This is a genomic window from Micromonospora carbonacea, from assembly GCF_014205165.1.
Classification (GTDB): Bacteria; Actinomycetota; Actinomycetes; order Mycobacteriales; family Micromonosporaceae; genus Micromonospora; species Micromonospora carbonacea.
In genome coordinates this window covers 5,966,145-5,983,402 of the sequence record NZ_JACHMZ010000001.1, presented here as the reverse complement: position 1 = coordinate 5,983,402, position 17,258 = coordinate 5,966,145, and the positions used below count along the sequence as shown (strand labels likewise).

General features: G+C 72.0%; 17 protein-coding genes. 5 read left to right on the top strand and 12 right to left on the bottom strand.

Annotation, left to right across the window (positions count from 1 at the left end; all coding sequences use genetic code 11):
* Window positions 1-187: 187 nt before the first annotated feature.
* From HDA31_RS24860 to HDA31_RS24845, 4 genes are read right to left on the bottom strand one after another with little or no spacing between them, the layout of a single operon-like run.
* The gene (locus HDA31_RS24860; protein WP_178063353.1) at window positions 188-2,227 is read right to left on the bottom strand and encodes an ABC transporter ATP-binding protein; all 2,040 of its coding nucleotides are present in this window, start codon (window positions 2,225-2,227) and stop codon (window positions 188-190) included.
* Window positions 2,224-3,963, bottom strand: coding sequence for an ABC transporter ATP-binding protein (locus HDA31_RS24855; RefSeq protein WP_178063354.1), 1,740 nt, complete (start codon window positions 3,961-3,963; stop codon window positions 2,224-2,226). The genes HDA31_RS24860 and HDA31_RS24855 overlap by 4 nt, the downstream gene beginning before the upstream one ends.
* Window positions 3,957-4,439 carry a MarR family winged helix-turn-helix transcriptional regulator gene (locus tag HDA31_RS24850; RefSeq protein ID WP_178063355.1) on the bottom strand — a complete coding sequence of 161 codons (483 nt, stop codon included), beginning with the start codon at window positions 4,437-4,439 and terminating at the stop codon, window positions 3,957-3,959. Before HDA31_RS24850 ends, HDA31_RS24855 begins: the two co-directional genes overlap by 7 nt.
* A 24-nt stretch (window positions 4,440-4,463) precedes the next feature.
* Complete coding sequence (locus HDA31_RS24845; RefSeq protein ID WP_178063356.1) at window positions 4,464-4,907, bottom strand: DoxX family protein; 444 nt, start codon at window positions 4,905-4,907, stop codon at window positions 4,464-4,466.
* An 84-nt stretch (window positions 4,908-4,991) separates the two neighbouring features.
* On the opposite strand from HDA31_RS24845, the gene HDA31_RS24840 reads away from it, so the two are divergent.
* The gene (locus HDA31_RS24840) at window positions 4,992-5,549 is read left to right on the top strand and encodes a TetR/AcrR family transcriptional regulator (protein WP_178063357.1); all 558 of its coding nucleotides are present in this window, start codon (window positions 4,992-4,994) and stop codon (window positions 5,547-5,549) included.
* Window positions 5,550-5,628: 79 nt separating this feature from the next.
* On the opposite strand, the gene HDA31_RS24835 is transcribed toward HDA31_RS24840, so the two are convergent.
* From HDA31_RS24835 to HDA31_RS24825, 3 genes are all read right to left on the bottom strand, one after another.
* Window positions 5,629-6,072, bottom strand: a complete 444-nt coding sequence (locus HDA31_RS24835) for a MarR family winged helix-turn-helix transcriptional regulator (RefSeq protein ID WP_260422556.1) — start codon at window positions 6,070-6,072, stop codon at window positions 5,629-5,631.
* A gap of 251 nt (window positions 6,073-6,323) precedes the next feature.
* Window positions 6,324-7,763: a GuaB1 family IMP dehydrogenase-related protein gene (locus tag HDA31_RS24830; protein ID WP_074476723.1), complete on the bottom strand. Its 1,440-nt coding sequence runs from the start codon at window positions 7,761-7,763 to the stop codon at window positions 6,324-6,326.
* Between the two features lie 180 nt (window positions 7,764-7,943).
* Entirely contained in the window at window positions 7,944-9,695 is a 1,752-nt protein-coding gene (locus HDA31_RS24825) for an acetyl/propionyl/methylcrotonyl-CoA carboxylase subunit alpha (RefSeq protein WP_178063359.1), read from the bottom strand.
* Between the two features lie 145 nt (window positions 9,696-9,840).
* On the opposite strand from HDA31_RS24825, the gene HDA31_RS24820 reads away from it, so the two are divergent.
* From HDA31_RS24820 to HDA31_RS24810, 3 genes are all read left to right on the top strand, one after another.
* Window positions 9,841-10,437 carry a PadR family transcriptional regulator gene (locus tag HDA31_RS24820; RefSeq protein WP_178067105.1) on the top strand — a complete coding sequence of 199 codons (597 nt, stop codon included), beginning with the start codon at window positions 9,841-9,843 and terminating at the stop codon, window positions 10,435-10,437.
* Window positions 10,438-10,558: 121 nt separating this feature from the next.
* Entirely contained in the window at window positions 10,559-11,518 is a 960-nt protein-coding gene (locus HDA31_RS24815) for an efflux ABC transporter ATPase subunit, DrrA-related (RefSeq protein ID WP_074476720.1), read from the top strand.
* Between the two features lie 17 nt (window positions 11,519-11,535).
* Entirely contained in the window at window positions 11,536-12,291 is a 756-nt protein-coding gene (locus HDA31_RS24810) for an ABC transporter permease (protein WP_074476719.1), read from the top strand.
* 159 nt (window positions 12,292-12,450) lie between these two features.
* On the opposite strand, the gene HDA31_RS24805 is transcribed toward HDA31_RS24810, so the two are convergent.
* The 3 genes from HDA31_RS24805 to mycP all read right to left on the bottom strand — a co-directional run bounded on the left by HDA31_RS24805 (window position 12,451) and on the right by mycP (window position 15,065).
* Window positions 12,451-13,104, bottom strand: a complete 654-nt coding sequence (locus HDA31_RS24805; RefSeq protein WP_178063360.1) for an O-methyltransferase — start codon at window positions 13,102-13,104, stop codon at window positions 12,451-12,453.
* On the bottom strand, window positions 13,101-13,769 hold the full coding sequence (locus HDA31_RS24800) for a Maf family protein (protein WP_178063361.1): 669 nt from the start codon (window positions 13,767-13,769) through the stop codon (window positions 13,101-13,103). The genes HDA31_RS24805 and HDA31_RS24800 overlap by 4 nt, the downstream gene beginning before the upstream one ends.
* A gap of 174 nt (window positions 13,770-13,943) precedes the next feature.
* A complete protein-coding gene (gene mycP, locus HDA31_RS24795; RefSeq protein WP_178063362.1) occupies window positions 13,944-15,065 on the bottom strand; it encodes a type VII secretion-associated serine protease mycosin in 1,122 nt (373 codons plus the stop codon).
* A 942-nt stretch (window positions 15,066-16,007) separates the two neighbouring features.
* Between mycP and HDA31_RS33195 the strand changes: the two genes are divergently transcribed.
* Window positions 16,008-16,166 carry a hypothetical protein gene (locus tag HDA31_RS33195; RefSeq protein WP_178063363.1) on the top strand — a complete coding sequence of 53 codons (159 nt, stop codon included), beginning with the start codon at window positions 16,008-16,010 and terminating at the stop codon, window positions 16,164-16,166.
* Window positions 16,167-16,458: 292 nt separating this feature from the next.
* On the opposite strand, the gene HDA31_RS24785 is transcribed toward HDA31_RS33195, so the two are convergent.
* Together HDA31_RS24785 and HDA31_RS24780 are read right to left on the bottom strand one after the other, a co-directional pair.
* On the bottom strand, window positions 16,459-16,920 hold the full coding sequence (locus HDA31_RS24785; protein WP_178063364.1) for a hypothetical protein: 462 nt from the start codon (window positions 16,918-16,920) through the stop codon (window positions 16,459-16,461).
* 110 nt (window positions 16,921-17,030) lie between these two features.
* Window positions 17,031-17,243 carry an acyl-CoA carboxylase subunit epsilon gene (locus HDA31_RS24780; protein WP_178063365.1) on the bottom strand — a complete coding sequence of 71 codons (213 nt, stop codon included), beginning with the start codon at window positions 17,241-17,243 and terminating at the stop codon, window positions 17,031-17,033.
* Window positions 17,244-17,258: the final 15 nt, after the last annotated feature.

Here is a 17,258-nt window from a genome sequence, read left to right as displayed (position 1 = left end):
GGGTGACCGCCGACACGGCCGGCGGGCCGGTAACCTCCCCGAACGGGTGGAGGCGGTCGGCGCGTCCGTGACGAGCGGCGTACCGTTGTCGGGGCGCGGCCCCGCACGTCGGGCCCTCGTTCCCGACGTCCGGGCCGCCAGGGCCGCCGGCAGGTCCCGTGCCGGCGGCCCGCCAATGTCACGACGCTCAGCCCTGGACCGCGACGGGCCTGGGTCCCGGTTCGCCGGCGGCGACCGGGTCCGGCTGGGTGAACTGGGCCTGGTAGAGCCGGTAGTACGCGCCCCGCGCCGCCAGCAGCTGCTCGTGGGTGCCCTGCTCGACGATGCGGCCGTTCTCCATCATCAGGATCAGGTGCGCGTCGCGGATGGTGGACAGGCGGTGGGCGATGACGAAGCTGGTCCGGTCGGAGCGCAGCGCCGCCATGGCCCGCTGGAGCAGCACCTCCGTGCGGGTGTCCACCGAGCTGGTCGCCTCGTCGAGGATCAGCAGCGACGGCTCGGCCAGGAACGCCCGGGCGATGGTGATGAGCTGCTTCTCGCCCGCGCTGACGTTGCTGCCCTCCGAGTCGATGACGGTGTCGTAGCCGTCGGGGAGGCTGCGCACGAAGCGGTCCACGAACGTGGCCTGGGCGGCGGCCACGATCTCCTCCTCGCTCGCGCCCGGCCGCCCGTACGCGATGTTCTCGCGGATCGTGCCGCCGAAGAGCCAGGTGTCCTGGAGGACCATGCCGATCCGGCCGCGCAGGTCGTCGCGGCGCAGGGTGGTGATGTCGACCCCGTCGAGGGTGATCCGGCCGGCGTCCAGCTCGTAGAAGCGCATGACCAGGTTGACCAGGGTGGTCTTGCCGGCGCCGGTGGGCCCGACGATGGCCACCGTGTGCCCCGGCTCGGCGACCAGCGACAGGTCGGTGATCAGCGGCTTGTCCGGCTCGTACCGGAAGGAGACGCGGTCGAACTCGACGCGGCCGTGCGGGTCGGCGACCCGGGCCGGCACGGCCGGGTCGGGGCTCTGCTCCTCGGCGTCGAGCACCGCGAACACCCGCTCGGCGGAGGCGATCCCCGACTGCAACAGGTTGGCCATCGAGGCGACCTGGGTCAGCGGCTGGGTGAACTGCCGCGAGTACTGGATGAACGCCTGCACGTCGCCGAGGCTCATCGTGCCCGACGCCACCCGCAGCCCGCCGACCACGACGATCGCGACGTAGCTGAGGTTCCCGATGAAGTTCATCGCCGGCATGATGATGCCGGAGATGAACTGGGCGCCGAAGCTGGCCCGGAACAGCTCCTCGTTCTTGGCGGTGAAGGCGGCCTCCACCTCGCGCTGCCGGCCGAAGACCTTCACCAGCTCGTGCCCGGTGAACGCCTCCTCGATCTGGCCGTTCAGCTGGCCGGTGTGCGTCCACTGGTCGATGAACCGCTGCTGCGAACGCTTCGCGATCGCGCCGGTGACCACCACCGACAGCGGCACGGCGACCAGGGCGACCAGCGCCAGCAGCGGCGAGATCCAGAACATCATGGCCAGGACGCCGACCACGGTCAGCAGCGAGGTGAGCAACTGGCTCAGCGTCTGCTGGAGGGTCTGCGAGATGTTGTCGATGTCGTTGGTGACCCGGCTGAGCAGCTCGCCCCGGGGCTGCCGGTCGAAGTACGGCAGGGGCAGCCGGTTCAGCTTGTCCTCGACGTCGGCGCGCAGCCGCAGCACCGTGCGCTGCACCACCCCGGTGAGCAGCCAGCCCTGCCACCACATGAGCACGCTGACCGCCACGTAGAGGGCGAGGGCGAACAGCAGCACCCGGCCCAGGGCGGCGAAGTCGATGCCGACCCCGGGCACCACGTCCATCCGGGCCAGCATGTTGGCGAAGTTGTCGTTGCCGGCCGCGCGGGCCGCCGCGACGGCCTGCTCGGCGGTGGCCCCGGCCGGGAGCTGCCGGCCGAGCACCCCGCGGAAGATCAGGTCGGTGGCGTGGCCGAGCACCTTCGGCCCGTACGCGCTGAGCGCGACGCCGACCAGCGCGAGGGCGACGATGGCGACGAGCTGGAGGCGGTGCGGCCGCAACCGGCGCAGCAGCCGCCGGGCCGACGGCCCGAAGCTGATCGACTTCTCGGCCGGCATGCCGGCGCCCATCCACGGCGGGCCGCCGCGCTGGCGGCCGGGAGGCAACCGTTTCGGCGTGGCCGCCTCCGCCCGGGTCGCCCCGGTGGGCCGCTGGTCCGGCAGGGCCGTCATGCCGGCACCTCCGCGGTCTGCTGGGACGCGACGATCTCCGCGTACGTCGGGCAGTTCTCCAGTAGTTCGGCGTGCCGGCCCATCCCGACGATGCCCCCGTCCTCAAGCACGATGATCTGGTCGGCGTCGACGATCGTGGAGACCCGCTGGGCCACGATCACCACCGCCGCGTCCCTGGTGACCGGCCGCAGCGCCGCCCGCAGCCGGGCGTCGGTGCCGAGGTCGAGCGCCGAGAACGAGTCGTCGAACAGGTAGATCTCCGGCTTGCGCACCAGGGCGCGGGCGATCGCGAGGCGCTGCCGCTGCCCGCCGGAGACGTTGGTGCCGCCCTGCGCGATCGGGGCGTCCAGCCCCTTGGGCAGCTCGGCGACGAAGTCGCGCGCCTGGGCGACCTCCAGGGCGGCCCAGAGCTCGGCGTCGGTGGCCTCCGGGTTGCCGTACCGCAGGTTGCTGGCGATCGTGCCGCTGAACAGGTACGGCCGCTGCGGCACCAACCCGATCCGCCGCCACAGCTCGTCCGGGGCGAGGTCGCGCACGTCCACCCCGTCGACCAGCACCGCCCCGGCCGTGGCGTCGACCAGCCGGGGGACCAGCGTGAGCAGGGTGGTCTTGCCGGCCCCCGTGCTGCCGATGACGGCCGTGGTGCGCCCGGCGGTCACCGTGAACGAGATGTCGTGCAGCACCGGCGCGCTCGCCCCCGGATACTGGAACCGGACGCCGCGCAGCTCCAGCGAGCCCCGGCTGGGCACCTCGGTCACCGGCGCGGCCGGGGGGACGACCGTCGATTCGGTGTCCAGCACCTCGACGACCCGCTCGGCGCAGACCGCGGCGCGGGGGATCATCATCATCATGAGGGCCGCCATCATGACGGCCATCAGGATCTGCATGAGGTATTGCAGGAAGGCGGTGAGCGCGCCGACCTGGACCTGGCCGGCGTCGACGGGTGCCGCGCCGAACCAGAGCACGGCGATGCTGGAGACGTTGAGCACCAGCAAGGCGATGGGGAAGACCAGGGCCGTCAGCCGGCCGGTGCGCAGGGCGGTCGCCGTGAGGTCGGCGTTCGCGCGGTCGAAGCGCTCCGTCTCGTACGGCTCCCGGACGAACGCCCGGACCACCCGGATGCCGGTGATCTGCTCCCGCAGCACGCGGTTGACCACGTCGATGCGGGTCTGCATCAGCCGGAACCCGGGCACCATCCGCCGGATGATCAGGGCGAGCGCGAGCGCGAGCGCCAGCACCGGGACGCTGACCAGCAGCAGCCAGGACAGCCCGATGTCCTCGCGCAGCGCCATCACCACCCCGCCGACGCTCATGATCGGCGCGGCGACCAGGACGGTGCAGCTCATCAGCACGAGCATCTGCACCTGCTGCACGTCGTTGGTGTTGCGGGTGATCAGCGAGGGCGCGCCGAAGCGGGCCACCTCGCGGGCGGAGAACCGGTTGACGTGGGCGAAGATCTCGGCGCGGACGTCCCGGCCGAAGCCCATCGCCGTGCGCGCACCGAGGTAGACCGCGGCGATGGAGCAGGCGATCTGCGCCAGGCTGACCAGCAGCATCCAGCCGCCGGTGCGCATGATGTAGCCGGTGTCGCCCCGGGTGACGCCCTGGTCGATGATGTCGGCATTGAGGCTCGGCAGGTAGAGCGAGGCCATGGTGCCGACGAACTGGAGCGCCAGCACCGCCGCCAGCGGCCGGCGATAGGGGCGCAGGTACGCGCGGAGCAGCCGGATCAGCACGCAGAGGTCTCCGGTCTCGTGTCGGGGTTCGTCATGTCTGGTTCCTCTCCACTGCCGATGACCTCCAGCAGGAACTGCCGGATCACGGCCGCCTTCGCCGGATCGGCGTCGACCGAGGTCAGCGGTCGTCCGGACTGCATGAGTGTGGTGAGCGCGGCGATGCGTTCCCGGCCGGCGGGGGTGAGGCCGAGCCGCACGCTGCGCCGGTCGGCGTCGTCGCGCTGCCGCTCGACCAGGCCGTCGCGCTCCAGCGTGTCGACGATGCCGGTGAGGGTGGCCGGGCGGATGAAGCCCGCCTCGGCGACCGCCCGGAGGGGCAGCTCGCCGTGGCGGGCCAGGGTCAGCAGGGTGACCATGCCCGCCTGGGTCAGACCGTGCTCCTCGGCGAGGTAGCGGTTCCACCGCTGGCCGACGACGTGGCCGGCGGTCACCAACAGCCGGCCCAGCGGCACGTCCCCCAGCCCGATCAGGTCCATGCGCTCATGTTAGCTCCCTGATAGTCAGGCCCCAAACGAAATGGCGGCAGCGGCGGTGAGGAAGGCCACCTGGAGCAACGCGCGAGGAACGAGCGGGGTCACCGGCCGGCCGGCGAGGGTCAGCCCGCGCCGGGCGGCCGAGACGTTGGCCGGGAACATGGCGAGCAGCAGCAGCCCCAGCCCGGCCGCCGCCCACCCCGCCGTGGCCGGCACGAGCAGCGCGACGGCCCCGGCCAGTTCCAGGACGCCGGTGACGGTCACCAGCAGCTCCGGGCGGGGCAGCCGGGGCGGCACCATGGCGACCAGGTCCGCCCGGCGGGCGGTGAAGTGGGCGGACGCGGTGAGCGCGAACAGGGTCGCCAGCCCGACCCGCAGCGCGGGGTGCCAGCCGTCCAGGGCGGCCACGCCGAGCAGCCCGGCCAGCCGGGCCGCGGCGAAGCCGGCGACGAGAGCGATCAGGGGTGCCATGAGGCCTCCTCGGTCAGGGGAACTTGTCGCTGACTAGATTGCGCCGGGCTCGCTATCTTGTCAATGACAAGTTAGGCTTCGCCCATGACCGGACCCCGTGGCTACCATCACGGTGACCTGCGCCGCACCCTGCTCGCCGCCGCCGTCGAGGCGATCACCGAGGCCGGGCCGGCGGCCCTGAGCCTGCGCGACCTGGCCCGCCGGGCCGGGGTCTCGCACGCCGCCCCCGCCCACCACTTCGGCGACAAGGCGGGGCTGCTCACCGCGCTCGCCGTCGAGGGCTTCGACCTGCTGGCCGCAGCGCTACGCGGGGCCGGCGACCTGCTCGACGCCGGCGTCGCGTACGTCCGCTTCGCGGTCGGGCACCGGGCCCACTTCGAGGTGATGTTCCGCCCGGAGCTCTACCGGCACGACGACCCCGAGGTGGCCGCCGCCCGCGAGCGGGCCGGCGCGGCGCTGCGGGCCGGCGTGGCCGCACTCCCGCGCGACGCCACCGCCCCGGACCAGGACTCGGACGCCCTCGCCGCCTGGTCGATCGTGCACGGATTCGCGACCCTCTGGCTGGCCGGCGCGCTGCCGCCCCGCACCGGCCCGGACCCGGAAGCCGCCGCCCGCACGGTCATCCGCCGCCTCTTCGACTGACGCCGGCCCGGTGGCTCGTCGGTTGACGTCGGCTCCTTCGCTGACGTCGGCCCGGCGCAGAGCGTGCCGGTGCCCCGGCTCAGCGCGGAGCGCGGCGCTGCGTCGGCTCGGCCGGGGTGCCGTCGGCGTACTCGCGCATCACCTCGGCCGTCTCCCGCAGGAACGCGGCGGTCGCCGCCGCCTGCTCCGGGGAGAGCCGATCGACCGCCCGCTCCACCCCGGCGAGCATCGGCCGCAGCGCCTCGACCACCTGCGCGGCGGCGTGGTCGGTCACCTGGAGACACAGCCTCCGCCGGTCGCGCGGATGCGGGGCGCGCGCCACGTGCCCGGCCTGCACCAGCCGGTCGACCAGGGTGGTCGCCGACGCCGACCGGATGCCCAGCCGGTTGCCCAGCTCCACGGGGCCGAGCGGCTCCGTGCTGGCGACGAGGTGGTCGATCGCGGCGGCGTCGGTCGCCCCGACGCCCAGCCGCCGGCCCAGCGCGGCGCGGATGTCCCCGGCGACCCGGAGCACGTCGCGCAGGGCCGCCACCGTCTCGCTGTCCGCCGCCTGCGGGCCCGCAGCCCCGTTGCCCGGCGTCCCACCGTCCACCGGCTGCCGGTCCGCAGCCCCGTTGCCCGGCGTCGCGCCGTCCGCCGGGCTCGCCGGGGCCCCCGGCACGCCAGCGCCCGCCGGCAAGGCGGGCGAAACGTGCTCCATGGGTAAAAGTTAGCATCCGGCAACAGTCTGCTCGCCAAGTAATCGATCGGGCACGCGGGCGGAAGGAACGCGGGTCACCAACTCGTCGGGAGGGGCATCCCCTCGGTGTAGCCGGCCGTGCTCTGCACCCCGACCAACGCCCGCTCCGCGAACTCCGCCAGGCTGCGCGCGCCCGCGTACGTGCACGCGCTGCGCACCCCGGAGACGATCTCGTCGATCAGGTCCTCGACGCCGGGGCGGTCCGGGTCGAGGTACATCCGGGCCGAGGAGATGCCCTCCTCGAAGATCGCCTTACGGGCCCGGTCGAACGCGCCGTCCTCGGCCGTGCGCGCGCTGACCGCCCGCGACGAGGCCATCCCGAAGCTCTCCTTGTACCGCCGGCCGTCCGCGTCGGCGTACAGGTCGCCGGGGGACTCGTAGGTGCCGGCGAACCAGGAGCCGATCATCACGTTCGACGCGCCGGCGGCGAGCGCCAGCGCCACGTCGCGCGGGTGCCGCACCCCGCCGTCGGCCCAGACGTGCCGGCCCAGCTCCCGCGCCGCCGCCGCGCAGTCCAGCACCGCCGAGAACTGCGGCCGCCCCACGCCGGTCATCATCCGGGTGGTGCACATCGCGCCCGGTCCGACGCCCACCTTCACGATGTCGGCGCCGGCCGCGACGAGGTCGCGTACCCCGTCGGCGGTGACGACGTTGCCGGCCGCGACCGGGACGCCCGGGTCGAGCTTGCGCACCGCCCGCAGTGCGGACATCATCCGCTCCTGGTGCCCGTGCGCGGTGTCCACCACCAGGGTGTCGACCCCGGCCTCCAGCAGCGCGGCGGCCTTGCCCGTGACGTCGCCGTTGATGCCGACGGCCGCCGCGATCCGCAGCCGGCCCCGGTCGTCCACCGCCGGCCGGTAGAGGGTCGCGCGCAGCGCGCCCTTGCGGGTCAGCACCCCGACGAGGCGGCCGTCGCCGTCCACCACCGGCGCGAGCCGCCGTCGGGCCGCCGAGAGCCGGTCGAATCCGGTACGCGGGTCCGCGTCCGCCGGCACCGTGTGCAGCTCGGTCGACATCACGTGCCGGAGCTGGGCGAACCGGTCCACCCCCAGGGTGTCCGCCTCCGTCACCACGCCCAGGGGGCGGCCGGTCTCGTCGACCACCACCACCGCGCCGTGCGACCGCTTCGGCAGCAGGTGGATGGCGTCGCCGACGGTGTCGGTGGGGCCGAGGGTGATCGCCGTGTCGTGCACCAGGTGCCGCCGCTTGACCCAGCCGACGACGTTGGCCACCACGTCGATCGGGATGTCCTGCGGGATCACGGCGATCGCGCCGCGCCGGGCGACGGTCTCGGCCATCCGCCGGCCGGCCACCGCCGTCATGTTCGCCACCACCAGGGGGATGGTGGTGCCCGTGCCGTCCGAGGTGGCCAGGTCGACGTCCAGCCGGGAACCGACCTCGGAGCGGGCCGGGGCCATGAAGACGTCGTTGTAGGTCAGGTCGTGCGCGGGGACCGCGCCATGAAGGAACCGCACCCGGCCATCATCGCCGGACCCGGGCTCCGCCGCCCGCGCTGGGCACGGAAAACACCCCCGTGCGGGTCCGCGCAGCCCTGCGCACACGCCACCCGGTGCCCGCCGCGCGGCGGCGCGCAGGGCGTTAGGAAGGGGCCCTTCCTATACAGAATGCGTTAACAGGGGGCCCTTCCTTACGCCTCAGGCGATCGTGCAGATGGGGGCGCCGGCGGTGATGACCGCGCCGACCTCGGCGGACAGCCCGCTGACCGTGCCCGCCTTGTGCGCGTGCAGCGGCTGCTCCATCTTCATCGCCTCCAGCACGACGACCAGGTCGCCCTCGGCGACGGTGTCCCCGTCGGCGACGGCGATCTTCACGATCGTGCCCTGCATCGGCGAGGTGAGCGCGTCGCCGTCGACCGCCGCGCCGGCCTTGGCCCCGCCGACCCGGCGGGCCGCCTTCCGCGCGGCGGGCGCGGCGGCGACCGTGCCCGCGCCGAGGCCGGCGGGCAGCGTCACCTCCAGCCGCTTGCCGCCCACCTCGACCACGACCGTCTCGCGTTCGGCCGGGCCCTCGGCGGGGCCGGCGACGGCGGTGAACGGCGGCACGGTGTTGTCGAACTCGGTCTCGATCCACCGGGTGTGCACGGTGAACGGCGCGGCGGTGAACGCGGGGTCGCGGACCACGAGGCGGTGGAACGGCAGCGCCGTGGCCATCCCCTCGACGACCATCTCGTCCAGCGCCCGCCGGGCCCGCTCCAGGGCCTCGGTGCGGGTCTCGCCGGTCACGATCACCTTGGCCAACAGCGAGTCGAAGTTGCCGCCGATCACGTCGCCGGCCGAGATGCCGGCGTCCACCCGGACGCCGGGGCCGGTGGGCAGCCGCAGTGCGGTGACCGTGCCGGGTGCGGGCAGGAAGTTGCGGCCCGGGTCCTCGCCGTTGATCCGGAACTCGATGGCGTGCCCGCGCGGCGTCGGGTCCTCGGTCAGCCGCAGCCGCTCGCCGTCGGCGATGCGGAACTGCTCGCGGACCAGGTCGATGCCGGCGGTCTCCTCGGTGACCGGGTGCTCGACCTGGAGGCGGGTGTTGACCTCCAGGAAGGAGATCGTGCCGTCCGCGCCGACCAGGTATTCCACCGTGCCCGCGCCGTGGTAGCCGGCCTCCCGGCAGATCGCCTTGGCGCTGTCGTGGATCTGGGCGCGCTGGGCGTCGGTGAGGAACGGCGCGGGCGCCTCCTCGACGAGCTTCTGGTGCCGGCGCTGGAGCGAGCAGTCCCGGGTGCCGACGACGATCACGTTGCCGTGCTGGTCGGCGAGGACCTGCGCCTCGACGTGCCGGGGCTGGTCGAGGTACCGCTCGACGAAGCACTCGCCCCGGCCGAACGCGGCGACCGCCTCGCGGGTGGCCGACTCGAACAGGTGCGGGATCTCCTCCAGGGTGCGGGCCACCTTGAGGCCGCGACCGCCGCCGCCGAAGGCGGCCTTGATGGCCACGGGCAGGCCGTGCTCGACCGCGAACGCGGTCACCTCGTCGTGGCCGGCGACCGGGTCCGGGGTGCCGGGGACCAGGGGCGCGCCGGCCCGCTGGGCGATGTGCCGGGCGGTGACCTTGTCGCCGAGGTCGCGGATCGCCTGCGGGGTCGGGCCGATCCAGGTCAGGCCCGCGTCGAGGACGGCCTGGGCGAAGTCGGCGTTCTCGGAGAGGAAGCCGTACCCGGGGTGGACGGCGTCCGCGCCGGCCTGCGCGGCGATGGCGATCAGCTTGTCGATCCGCAGGTACGTCTCGGCGGCGGTGTCGCCGCCCAGGGCGTACGCCTCGTCGGCCAGGGTGGCGTGCAGCGCGTCCCGGTCGGAGTCGGCGTAGACGGCGACGCTGCCCAGGCCGGCGTCGCGGCAGGCGCGGATGACGCGGACGGCGATCTCGCCTCGGTTGGCGATGAGTACCTTGCGCACCTGGTGGCTCCTCCCGGGATGTTACTGACGGGGAGTTTATCGGCCGAGGTCGCGGCCCTAACGATCGCTCAGTGTGGGATGCGGCACTGTCCCGCCGCCCATAGTCAAACTTGCCTAATACGCTTTTCCGGTGTCTGCCACTCGGATGATGATTCTCGGCCTGGTCAAGTGGATGCAGCCGGTGCACGGCTACGACGTCCGCCGCGAGCTGCTCAGTTGGGGCGCCGACAAGTGGGCCAACGTGCAGCCCGGCTCGATCTACCACGCGCTGCGCAAGCTCGGCGAGGAGGGACTGCTGCGCGAGGTCGCCACCGAGCAGGTCGGCGTCCGGCCGGCCCGGACGACGTACGAGATCACCCCGAAGGGGGTCGACGAGTTCGAGACCCTGCTGCGCGACCTGTGGTGGGGCAATCATCAGACGAACGACCCGTTCATGGCGGCGTTCGCGTTCCTGCCGGCGCTGCCCAGGCCGGAGGCGGCGGCCGCGCTGCGCAGTCGGGGGCAGGTGCTGCGGGCCGGCGTGGAGAGCATGCGCGCCTCGATGGCGTCGGCCTGGATCCGCGACTCCAAGCCGGCGGGCGTGAGCTGGACGTACGAGCTGTGGATCGCCAAGGGCGAGGCCGAGGCGGACTGGTGCGAGCGGGTCGCCGACCGGATCGAGGCCGGCGTGCCGTACCTGCCGGAGGGGCTGGCCGGACGGGACGACTGGCACCTCGGGGAGGGAGCGGACGAGCCGCGATAGTCAAAGTTGACTATAAAAGCTATATCGCGTTAGCCTCGCCGGGAGTGTCGGGGTCACCCGTGTGGCGTGGCGTCCCCGGGGGGAAGCCGGCCCGTCCGGCCAAGGACGACCAGGAGCAAAGATGATCGAGACCAGAGGGCTGCGGAAGTCGTTCCGCTCCCGTGCCGGTCGACAGCACAAGACCGTCGACGCCGTCCGCGGCGTCGACCTGGACGTCGCCGAGGGGGAGATCTTCGGGTTCCTCGGCCCGAACGGCGCCGGCAAGACCACCACCCTGCGGATGCTGGCCACCCTCATCGCCCCCGACGGCGGCCAGGCCACCATCGCCGGGGCCGACCTGCTGCGCGACCCCGCCGAGGTGCGCCGCCGGATCGGCTACGTCGCCCAGGGCGGCAGCACCTGGGACGACTCCACCGCCCGCGAGGAACTGGTCCTGCACGCCCGGATGTACGGCATCGGCAAGGCCGACGCCCGCCGCCGCGCCGAACGCGCCCTCGCCGCCTTCCAGCTCACCGAGTACGCCGACCGCAAGTGCAAGACCTACTCCGGCGGCCAGCGCCGCCGCGTCGAGATCGCCCTCGGCATCATCCACGACCCGCGCATCGTCTTTCTCGACGAGCCGACCACCGGCCTCGACCCGCAGAGCCGCGCCTACATGTGGGACGAGATCCGCCGGCTGCGCGCCGAGGGGATGACCGTCTTCATCACCACGCACTACCTCGACGAGGCCGACGCGCTCTGCGACCGGATCGCGATCATGGACCACGGCGAGGTGGTCGCCGAGGGCACCCCGACGGGCCTGAAGCACGAGATCTCCGGCGAGGTGCTGCTCGTCGGGCTCGACGTCGCCGCCACCCCGCAGGCCGCCCAACTGCTCGACGTCGAGCCGTACATCGTCAAGCTGGAGACCGTCGACGGCGGCGGCCTGCGGCTGACCGTCGACGAGGGGGCGACCGCCATTCCGCAGGTCCTGCGCCGACTCGACCACGCCGGCGTCGCGCTCAACTCCATCGAGCTGCACCGCCCCAGCCTCGACGACGTCTTCCTCACCAAGACCGGCCGCTCGCTGCGCGAGTCCTGACCTCCCCGGAGTCGATCATGAAGTTCGCCCGCGACACCTGGCTCGTCTTCCAACGCCAGACGCGGCTCCTGCTCCGCAACCCGGTCTGGGTCTTCGTCGGAGTCTTCCAGCCGGTGATGTACCTGCTCCTCTTCGCCCCGCTGCTCAAGCCGGCGCTGAACGCGCCGACCCAGGCCGAGGCGTACAAGATCTTCGTGCCCGGCCTGCTGGTCCTGCTGGCCATCTTCGGCGGCCTCTTCCAGGGCTTCGGCCTGATCGCCGAGCTGCGCGCCGGGGTCATCGAACGGTCCCGGGTCACCCCGGTCAGCCGGCTCGCGCTGCTGCTCGGCCGGTCCCTGCGCGACGTCGTGTCCCTGCTCGCCCAGGCCGTCATCATCACCGTGCTCGCGCTCCTGTTCGAGCTGCGCGTGTTCATCGGCGACCTGCTGCTGGCGTACCTGATGCTCGCCCTCATCGCGCTGATGACCTCGGCCGTCTCCTACGGCGTCGCGCTCAAGGTCAAGAGCGAGGACGCGCTCGCCCCGCTGATGAACACCGTCGCCCAGCCGGTGCTGCTGCTCTCCGGCATCCTGCTGCCGCTCACCTTCGCCCCCGGCTGGCTCCAGGGCATCGCCGAGTGGAACCCGTTCTCCTGGGCCGTCGACGGCACCCGGGCCCTGTTCGCCGGCGACCTCGGCAACGACAAGGTCTGGCAGGGCCTCGGCATCATCGCGGTGCTGGCCGCCGCCGGCGTCGCCTGGGCCGCCCGCCAGTTCGCCCGCAGCGTCCGCTGAGCCGCGCGCCCGCGGTGCAAGGAAGGGCCCCTTGTTAACGCTTTCGGTATAGGAGGGGCCCCCTCCAAACAGCCTGCCCCGCCGCGCCCCACCGTGATCGGGGCGCGGCGGGGCAGCCCAGCGCCCGTGCGGGTGAGCGTTCGGGCGGAAGCCCGCCCGTCAGCGCACCCGGGCCAGGGTCAGCCCGTCGGCGATCGGCAGCAGCACCGGTTCCACCCGGACGTCGGCCATCACCTCGTCGTTGAACGCGGCGACGGCCCGGTCGTCGGCGTTGCTCGGGGCGAGCACCCGACCACCGCGCAGCGTGTTGTCCACCGCGACGACGCCGCCCGGGCGCATGCGCGGCACCAGCTCCGCCCAGTAGACCGGGTAGCCGACCTTGTCCGCGTCGATGAACGCGAAGTCCAGGTGCCGCTCGTGCGGCAACTCGCGCAGCGTGTCCCCGGCTGGCCCGATCCGCAGCTCGATCCGGTCGTCGACCCCGGCCCGCGCCCAGTACCGCCGCGCCACGTCCGTGTACTCCGCCGAGATGTCGAAGCAGGTCAACCGCCCGCCCTCGGCCAGCCCCCGCGCGATCGCCAGCGAGGACATGCCGGTGAAGGTGCCCACCTCCACCGCCCGCCGCGCCCCCACCAACCGGGTGAGGAACGTCAGGAACGCGGCCTGCTCGGGGGCCACCTGCATCCTCGCCTCGGCGGGCAGCGCGGCGAGGGTCTCCTCGACCAGGTCCCGCATCACCTCGTCCGGGGCCGATCCGTGGGCCACCACGTACGCGTGCAGTTCCGGGGTCAGCGGCAGCGACTTCGTCGTCATGACCGGACCGTACCCAGCGCCTCGACCTCCTGGCCGCCCGGCGCGACCTTCGTCCACAGGTCGATGATCCGCAGGTCCAGCTCACCGAGAAGACGACGCAGCAGCGGCAGGGAGAGCCCGACCACCGTGCCCGGATCGCCGTCGATCCCCTCCAGGAACGCCCCGCCCAACCCGTCGATGGTGAACGCGCCGGCCACCGCGAGCGGCTCGCCCGTCGCGACGTACGCCGCGATCTCGTCGTCGCTGACCTCGGCGAACCGCACGGTGGTCGAAGCGACCGCCTCGGCGCGCGTCTCGTGGATGACGTCGATCAGGCAGTGCCCGGTGTGCAGCACCCCGCTGCGCCCCCGCATCCGCTCCCAACGCCGCGTCGCGTCGGCCTCGTCGGCGGGCTTGCCGAGGATCTCGCCGTCGAAGGCGAGCACCGAGTCGCAGCCGAGCACCAGCGTCCGCTCGTCGGCGGTGGGCCGCAGCCGGCCGACGACCGCCTGTGCCTTCAGGCGGGCCAGCTCCAGGCACAGCTCCTCGGCCCGTTCGCTGACCACCTGTGACTCGTCGACCCCACTGACCAGCACGTCGGGTTCGATGCCGGCGGCATGGAGAAGCTTGCGGCGGGCAGGGCTCGCCGACGCGAGCACGAGTCGGAGCGCAATCGAGTTCGACACGCCGCCGACGCTACCGCCTCCCTCACCTGCGCCGCCGCTGGCTGGCCGTGACCCCCTCCATCGCCTTGACCGACTTCATGTCGGCCGCCTTGATCGACTTCATGTCGGCGACATGGCGGTATCAGCGCGGGTGGGATACCCCCATGTCGCCGACATGGCGTCACCGCTCACGGCTCAGCGGCTCATCCGCGGTGGCGGGTCGTCACTCGACCGCCGCCGTCGCGCGACCAGCGCCCAGGCTCCCGCAGCAGCCACGATGACCCCCAACGTGGCCAGTCCACGCGCCGTCGCCCCGCCGTCGTCCCCGCCGGCCGGCTCCGCGACCGCCGCCGTGGTCGGCCCGGTCGCGCCCGGCGCACCCGCCGTCGCCGACTCGAAACCCACCGGGGGTACGTCTGCCGTGAGCGCCGCGACCAGGTCGACGACGCCGTAGCCGTACTCGTCGTCACGACCGGGCGGCCCCTTGTCGACGGCGGTGGCGGTGAGGCGGTGGACGACCTCAGAGGCCGGCAGGTCGGGGTACTTGGACCGGACAAGAGCAGCGGCCCCCGCGACTATCGCAGTGGCACTGGAGGTGCCCGTCCCTTTGGAGTACTTCCCCTCATAGCTGGTGCTGTAAATGTCTACTGCTGGGGCGGTAATGTCGATGGCGGATCCTGCAACCGACACCGCTGCAATATTCCCTGCCATGTCAATGCCGCCTACTGCTAGAACGCCCTCCTCTGAAGCGGGATAGCCGACGCCGATATCGAATGGCTTGTTGCCGGCGGCGGCGACAATAACGATATCTGCTTGAAGCGCGGCTCGGATGGCCCGCTGAAGTCGCTGGCTGGCGCCGGCAACTGCGGAGATGCTGATTACGTCAGCGCCGTGGCGGCTGGCCCATTCGATGCTGATGGCTAGGTCCTCGGTGTCGCCCTTGCCGCCAATCTGCTTCGATCGTATAGGGAGAATCTTGGCTTCCGGGGCGATGCCGAGGGCGCCAACTCCTGTTATCTGCCCGTGTGCTGCGATGAGTCCAGCCATAGCCGTACCGTGACTGTCGTTGTCTACGCGGCCATCTCCGTCTTTTGATATATCTGTCCCGGGTAACAGGTTTCGCTCAAGGTCGGGATGGGGATCTACTCCGGTGTCGGGAACGGCGACAATGACTCCAGATCCCTGAGTGATTTTATGGGCTTCGGTGGCTTTCAGGAAGCGCAGGTGCCACTGATCACTCCTGATCCGATTTACTCCATCCGGGATGGCGTCTGCCTCTGCCTTGTCAGTGAGGGCTGGTGCTGTGCCACCAATCATTGCCAATGCCAGTGTTAAGCCGGCTGCCATGTGGCGATTCACCGATCAAGGCCGATAGCTGGACCGGGATCTATTGGCCCATCATCATCTGTCGGTCTAACGACGGGTCGAACGCCATTCTTGGTCTCCCAGGGGTGATCGGGGTCCCAGGCTCGATCTCCCTCGGGGCTTCTTCGGGTGCCCTCCTGCCGAGGTGTAGTTCCGAAGGGTTGAGTGCCGCTGTCGGGGTTGGTCAGGCTACGCATGCCTGCAATCTGAGTGCCGCGACCGCCTCCGGGCCTAGAGCCCGCTGCTCCTGTCGGAGTGGTGCCAGCGCCGCCGCCTCCGATCACACCGCCGATAGGGTTGACTCTGCGAGAAGCGGAGCTTCCTCCGGACTGTCCGGTATGCGCCCCCGGCATGCCCCCTATGAGTCCGCTAGGGGGTAGGGGGCGATTCGGGCTCGTGGGCGGATTGCTGCCGGCTCCTCCGGTGGTCGGGCGAGCTGGAACGCTGAACTGTCCGGGTCCACTTCTAGTTGGGTCGAACCTAAGGGGGGCTGGGGCGGATGGGAGGGTGGGCGGTACTCCAACAGAATGTGGTGAACTGGCTGGCTTATTCGATGTTCCTTGAGGCAAGGTTTGATTGTTCAAGGTCGAGGGGGAAGTCGTTCCACCAAGCACAGGGCCTATGCCTGGAGGTGTCGGAAATGAGAGGGCTGCTCTATTGATGGATTTGTGGGTTATTTCTGGCCTTGAGGCTGTTAGGGGGACTGGCACTACTGGTGGAATAATGGGCGCGCTGTCGACATAAATGTCAGGATTATCTGGCTGTCGAGGTGTCTTGGGTGAGGGCGGAGGTTGGCGGAGCATTACTTGGGCCTGTTGTAGTTCGCCGCTTAACCCGTACATCAGGTTCCGGGCCTGGACGTTGAGGCGCTCCAGGTCGGCGTCGGTCACCGGCTTGTCCGGCACGCGGGCGCCCATCGCCGCCTTCGGGTCGGCGGCGGTCGCCTCGTACGTCCGCTTCTGCTGGAGTTTCTCCACGTACTCGTCGTGCAGCGGTTTCAGCTCGGTGCGCGCGCTGCTGATCGCCCGGGTGGCGGCGGCGAGGGCGTCGTAGTTCGCGGCTGCCGCGTCGTGGGTGCGCTGCACCTTGTCGATGAGGTCGTCCAACTCGCCGAGGTACGCCCGGGCGGCGGCGTTGGTCGCCGGGGGCCACGCCTCGGCGAGGCCGCGCCGGTATTCCTTGAGCCGACCCAGGTGTGCCTGCGCGAGGTCGCAGACCTTGCGCCAGCCGGCGACCTGTTTCCAGTGCCCGGCGGTGTCGTGGTCCTGGATGCAGGCCCACATGCTCAGTAGGTCCATCAGTCGCCAGTCGGTGAGGCCGGACGTCCGGCCGCTGCCCCGCTCGATCATGGCAGCACCGCCCGCCCCGGCCCGCTGTCCGGGCCGGTCGGATCGGGCAGCGCTGGCCTGGGTCGGCCCTGTCCGGTCCCGCCGGGGTTGGCGAGGGCCCGTTCCACGTCGGAGACGCGGGCGGCCGAGAAGGCGTCGGAGTCGGCGTACTGCGTGGCGATCCGGCCGGCTGCGGCGGCCAGGTGGCCGGTGGCCCCGCCGACGGACCAGACCATCGTGGCGGTGGCCTGCTGGGTCTCGTTGTGCGCCTTGAGGAACTGCACCAGCTCGACGAAGGCGTCGGCGGGGTTGGGGATCTGCGCCTTCATGTCGTCCGCGATGTACGACAGGTGCGGAGCGTAGTTCCGTTCGACCTCCGCCTGGAGCTTGTCGGCGAACTCGCGCATCTGGCGGATGTCGGCCTCGATGCTGCCGTAGCCGCTCAACCAGGGCGCTGGGCGGTCCTCCTCGGGGATCATCGGCCCTCCCGACCCGTCACGACACCGTTTCCCTGAGTGAGGCTAACCGGTGTCGACGACCTCCGGGAGTCCCCGACGGCGGCGGGGCGCGCGGCAGGGCGGCCGGAGGATCAGCGGGGCAGACCGGAGGCGCGCCAGGCGCCCGGCCCGGCGGCGAGCGCCGCGCCACGGGGGCGGCCGCTGCGGGCCCAGGCCGACGGCACGGCCGGCTCGGGGGCGGCGGTGGGGCGGGTCCGGGCGACGATGACGCCGACCAGCGCGGCCAGTTCCTCGGCGGTCGGCACGCCCCGGGTCACCCGGAACAGCGACTCATCGGCAGACATGCCCTCCAGCGTACG

Coding starts and splice junctions, on each gene's coding strand:
- HDA31_RS24860 (WP_178063353.1), bottom strand. CDS start 2,227: ATGACGGCCCTGCCGGACCAGCGGCCCACCGGGGCGACCCGGGCGGAG.
- HDA31_RS24815 (WP_074476720.1), top strand. CDS start 10,559: ATGATCGAGACCAGAGGGCTGCGGAAGTCGTTCCGCTCCCGTGCCGGT.
- HDA31_RS24780 (WP_178063365.1), bottom strand. CDS start 17,243: ATGTCTGCCGATGAGTCGCTGTTCCGGGTGACCCGGGGCGTGCCGACC.
- HDA31_RS24810 (WP_074476719.1), top strand. CDS start 11,536: ATGAAGTTCGCCCGCGACACCTGGCTCGTCTTCCAACGCCAGACGCGG.
- HDA31_RS24805 (WP_178063360.1), bottom strand. CDS start 13,104: ATGACGACGAAGTCGCTGCCGCTGACCCCGGAACTGCACGCGTACGTG.
- HDA31_RS24840 (WP_178063357.1), top strand. CDS start 4,992: ATGACCGGACCCCGTGGCTACCATCACGGTGACCTGCGCCGCACCCTG.
- HDA31_RS24820 (WP_178067105.1), top strand. CDS start 9,841: ATGATGATTCTCGGCCTGGTCAAGTGGATGCAGCCGGTGCACGGCTAC.
- HDA31_RS24850 (WP_178063355.1), bottom strand. CDS start 4,439: ATGGACCTGATCGGGCTGGGGGACGTGCCGCTGGGCCGGCTGTTGGTG.
- mycP (WP_178063362.1), bottom strand. CDS start 15,065: ATGATTGGTGGCACAGCACCAGCCCTCACTGACAAGGCAGAGGCAGAC.
- HDA31_RS24845 (WP_178063356.1), bottom strand. CDS start 4,907: ATGGCACCCCTGATCGCTCTCGTCGCCGGCTTCGCCGCGGCCCGGCTG.
- HDA31_RS24785 (WP_178063364.1), bottom strand. CDS start 16,920: ATGATCCCCGAGGAGGACCGCCCAGCGCCCTGGTTGAGCGGCTACGGC.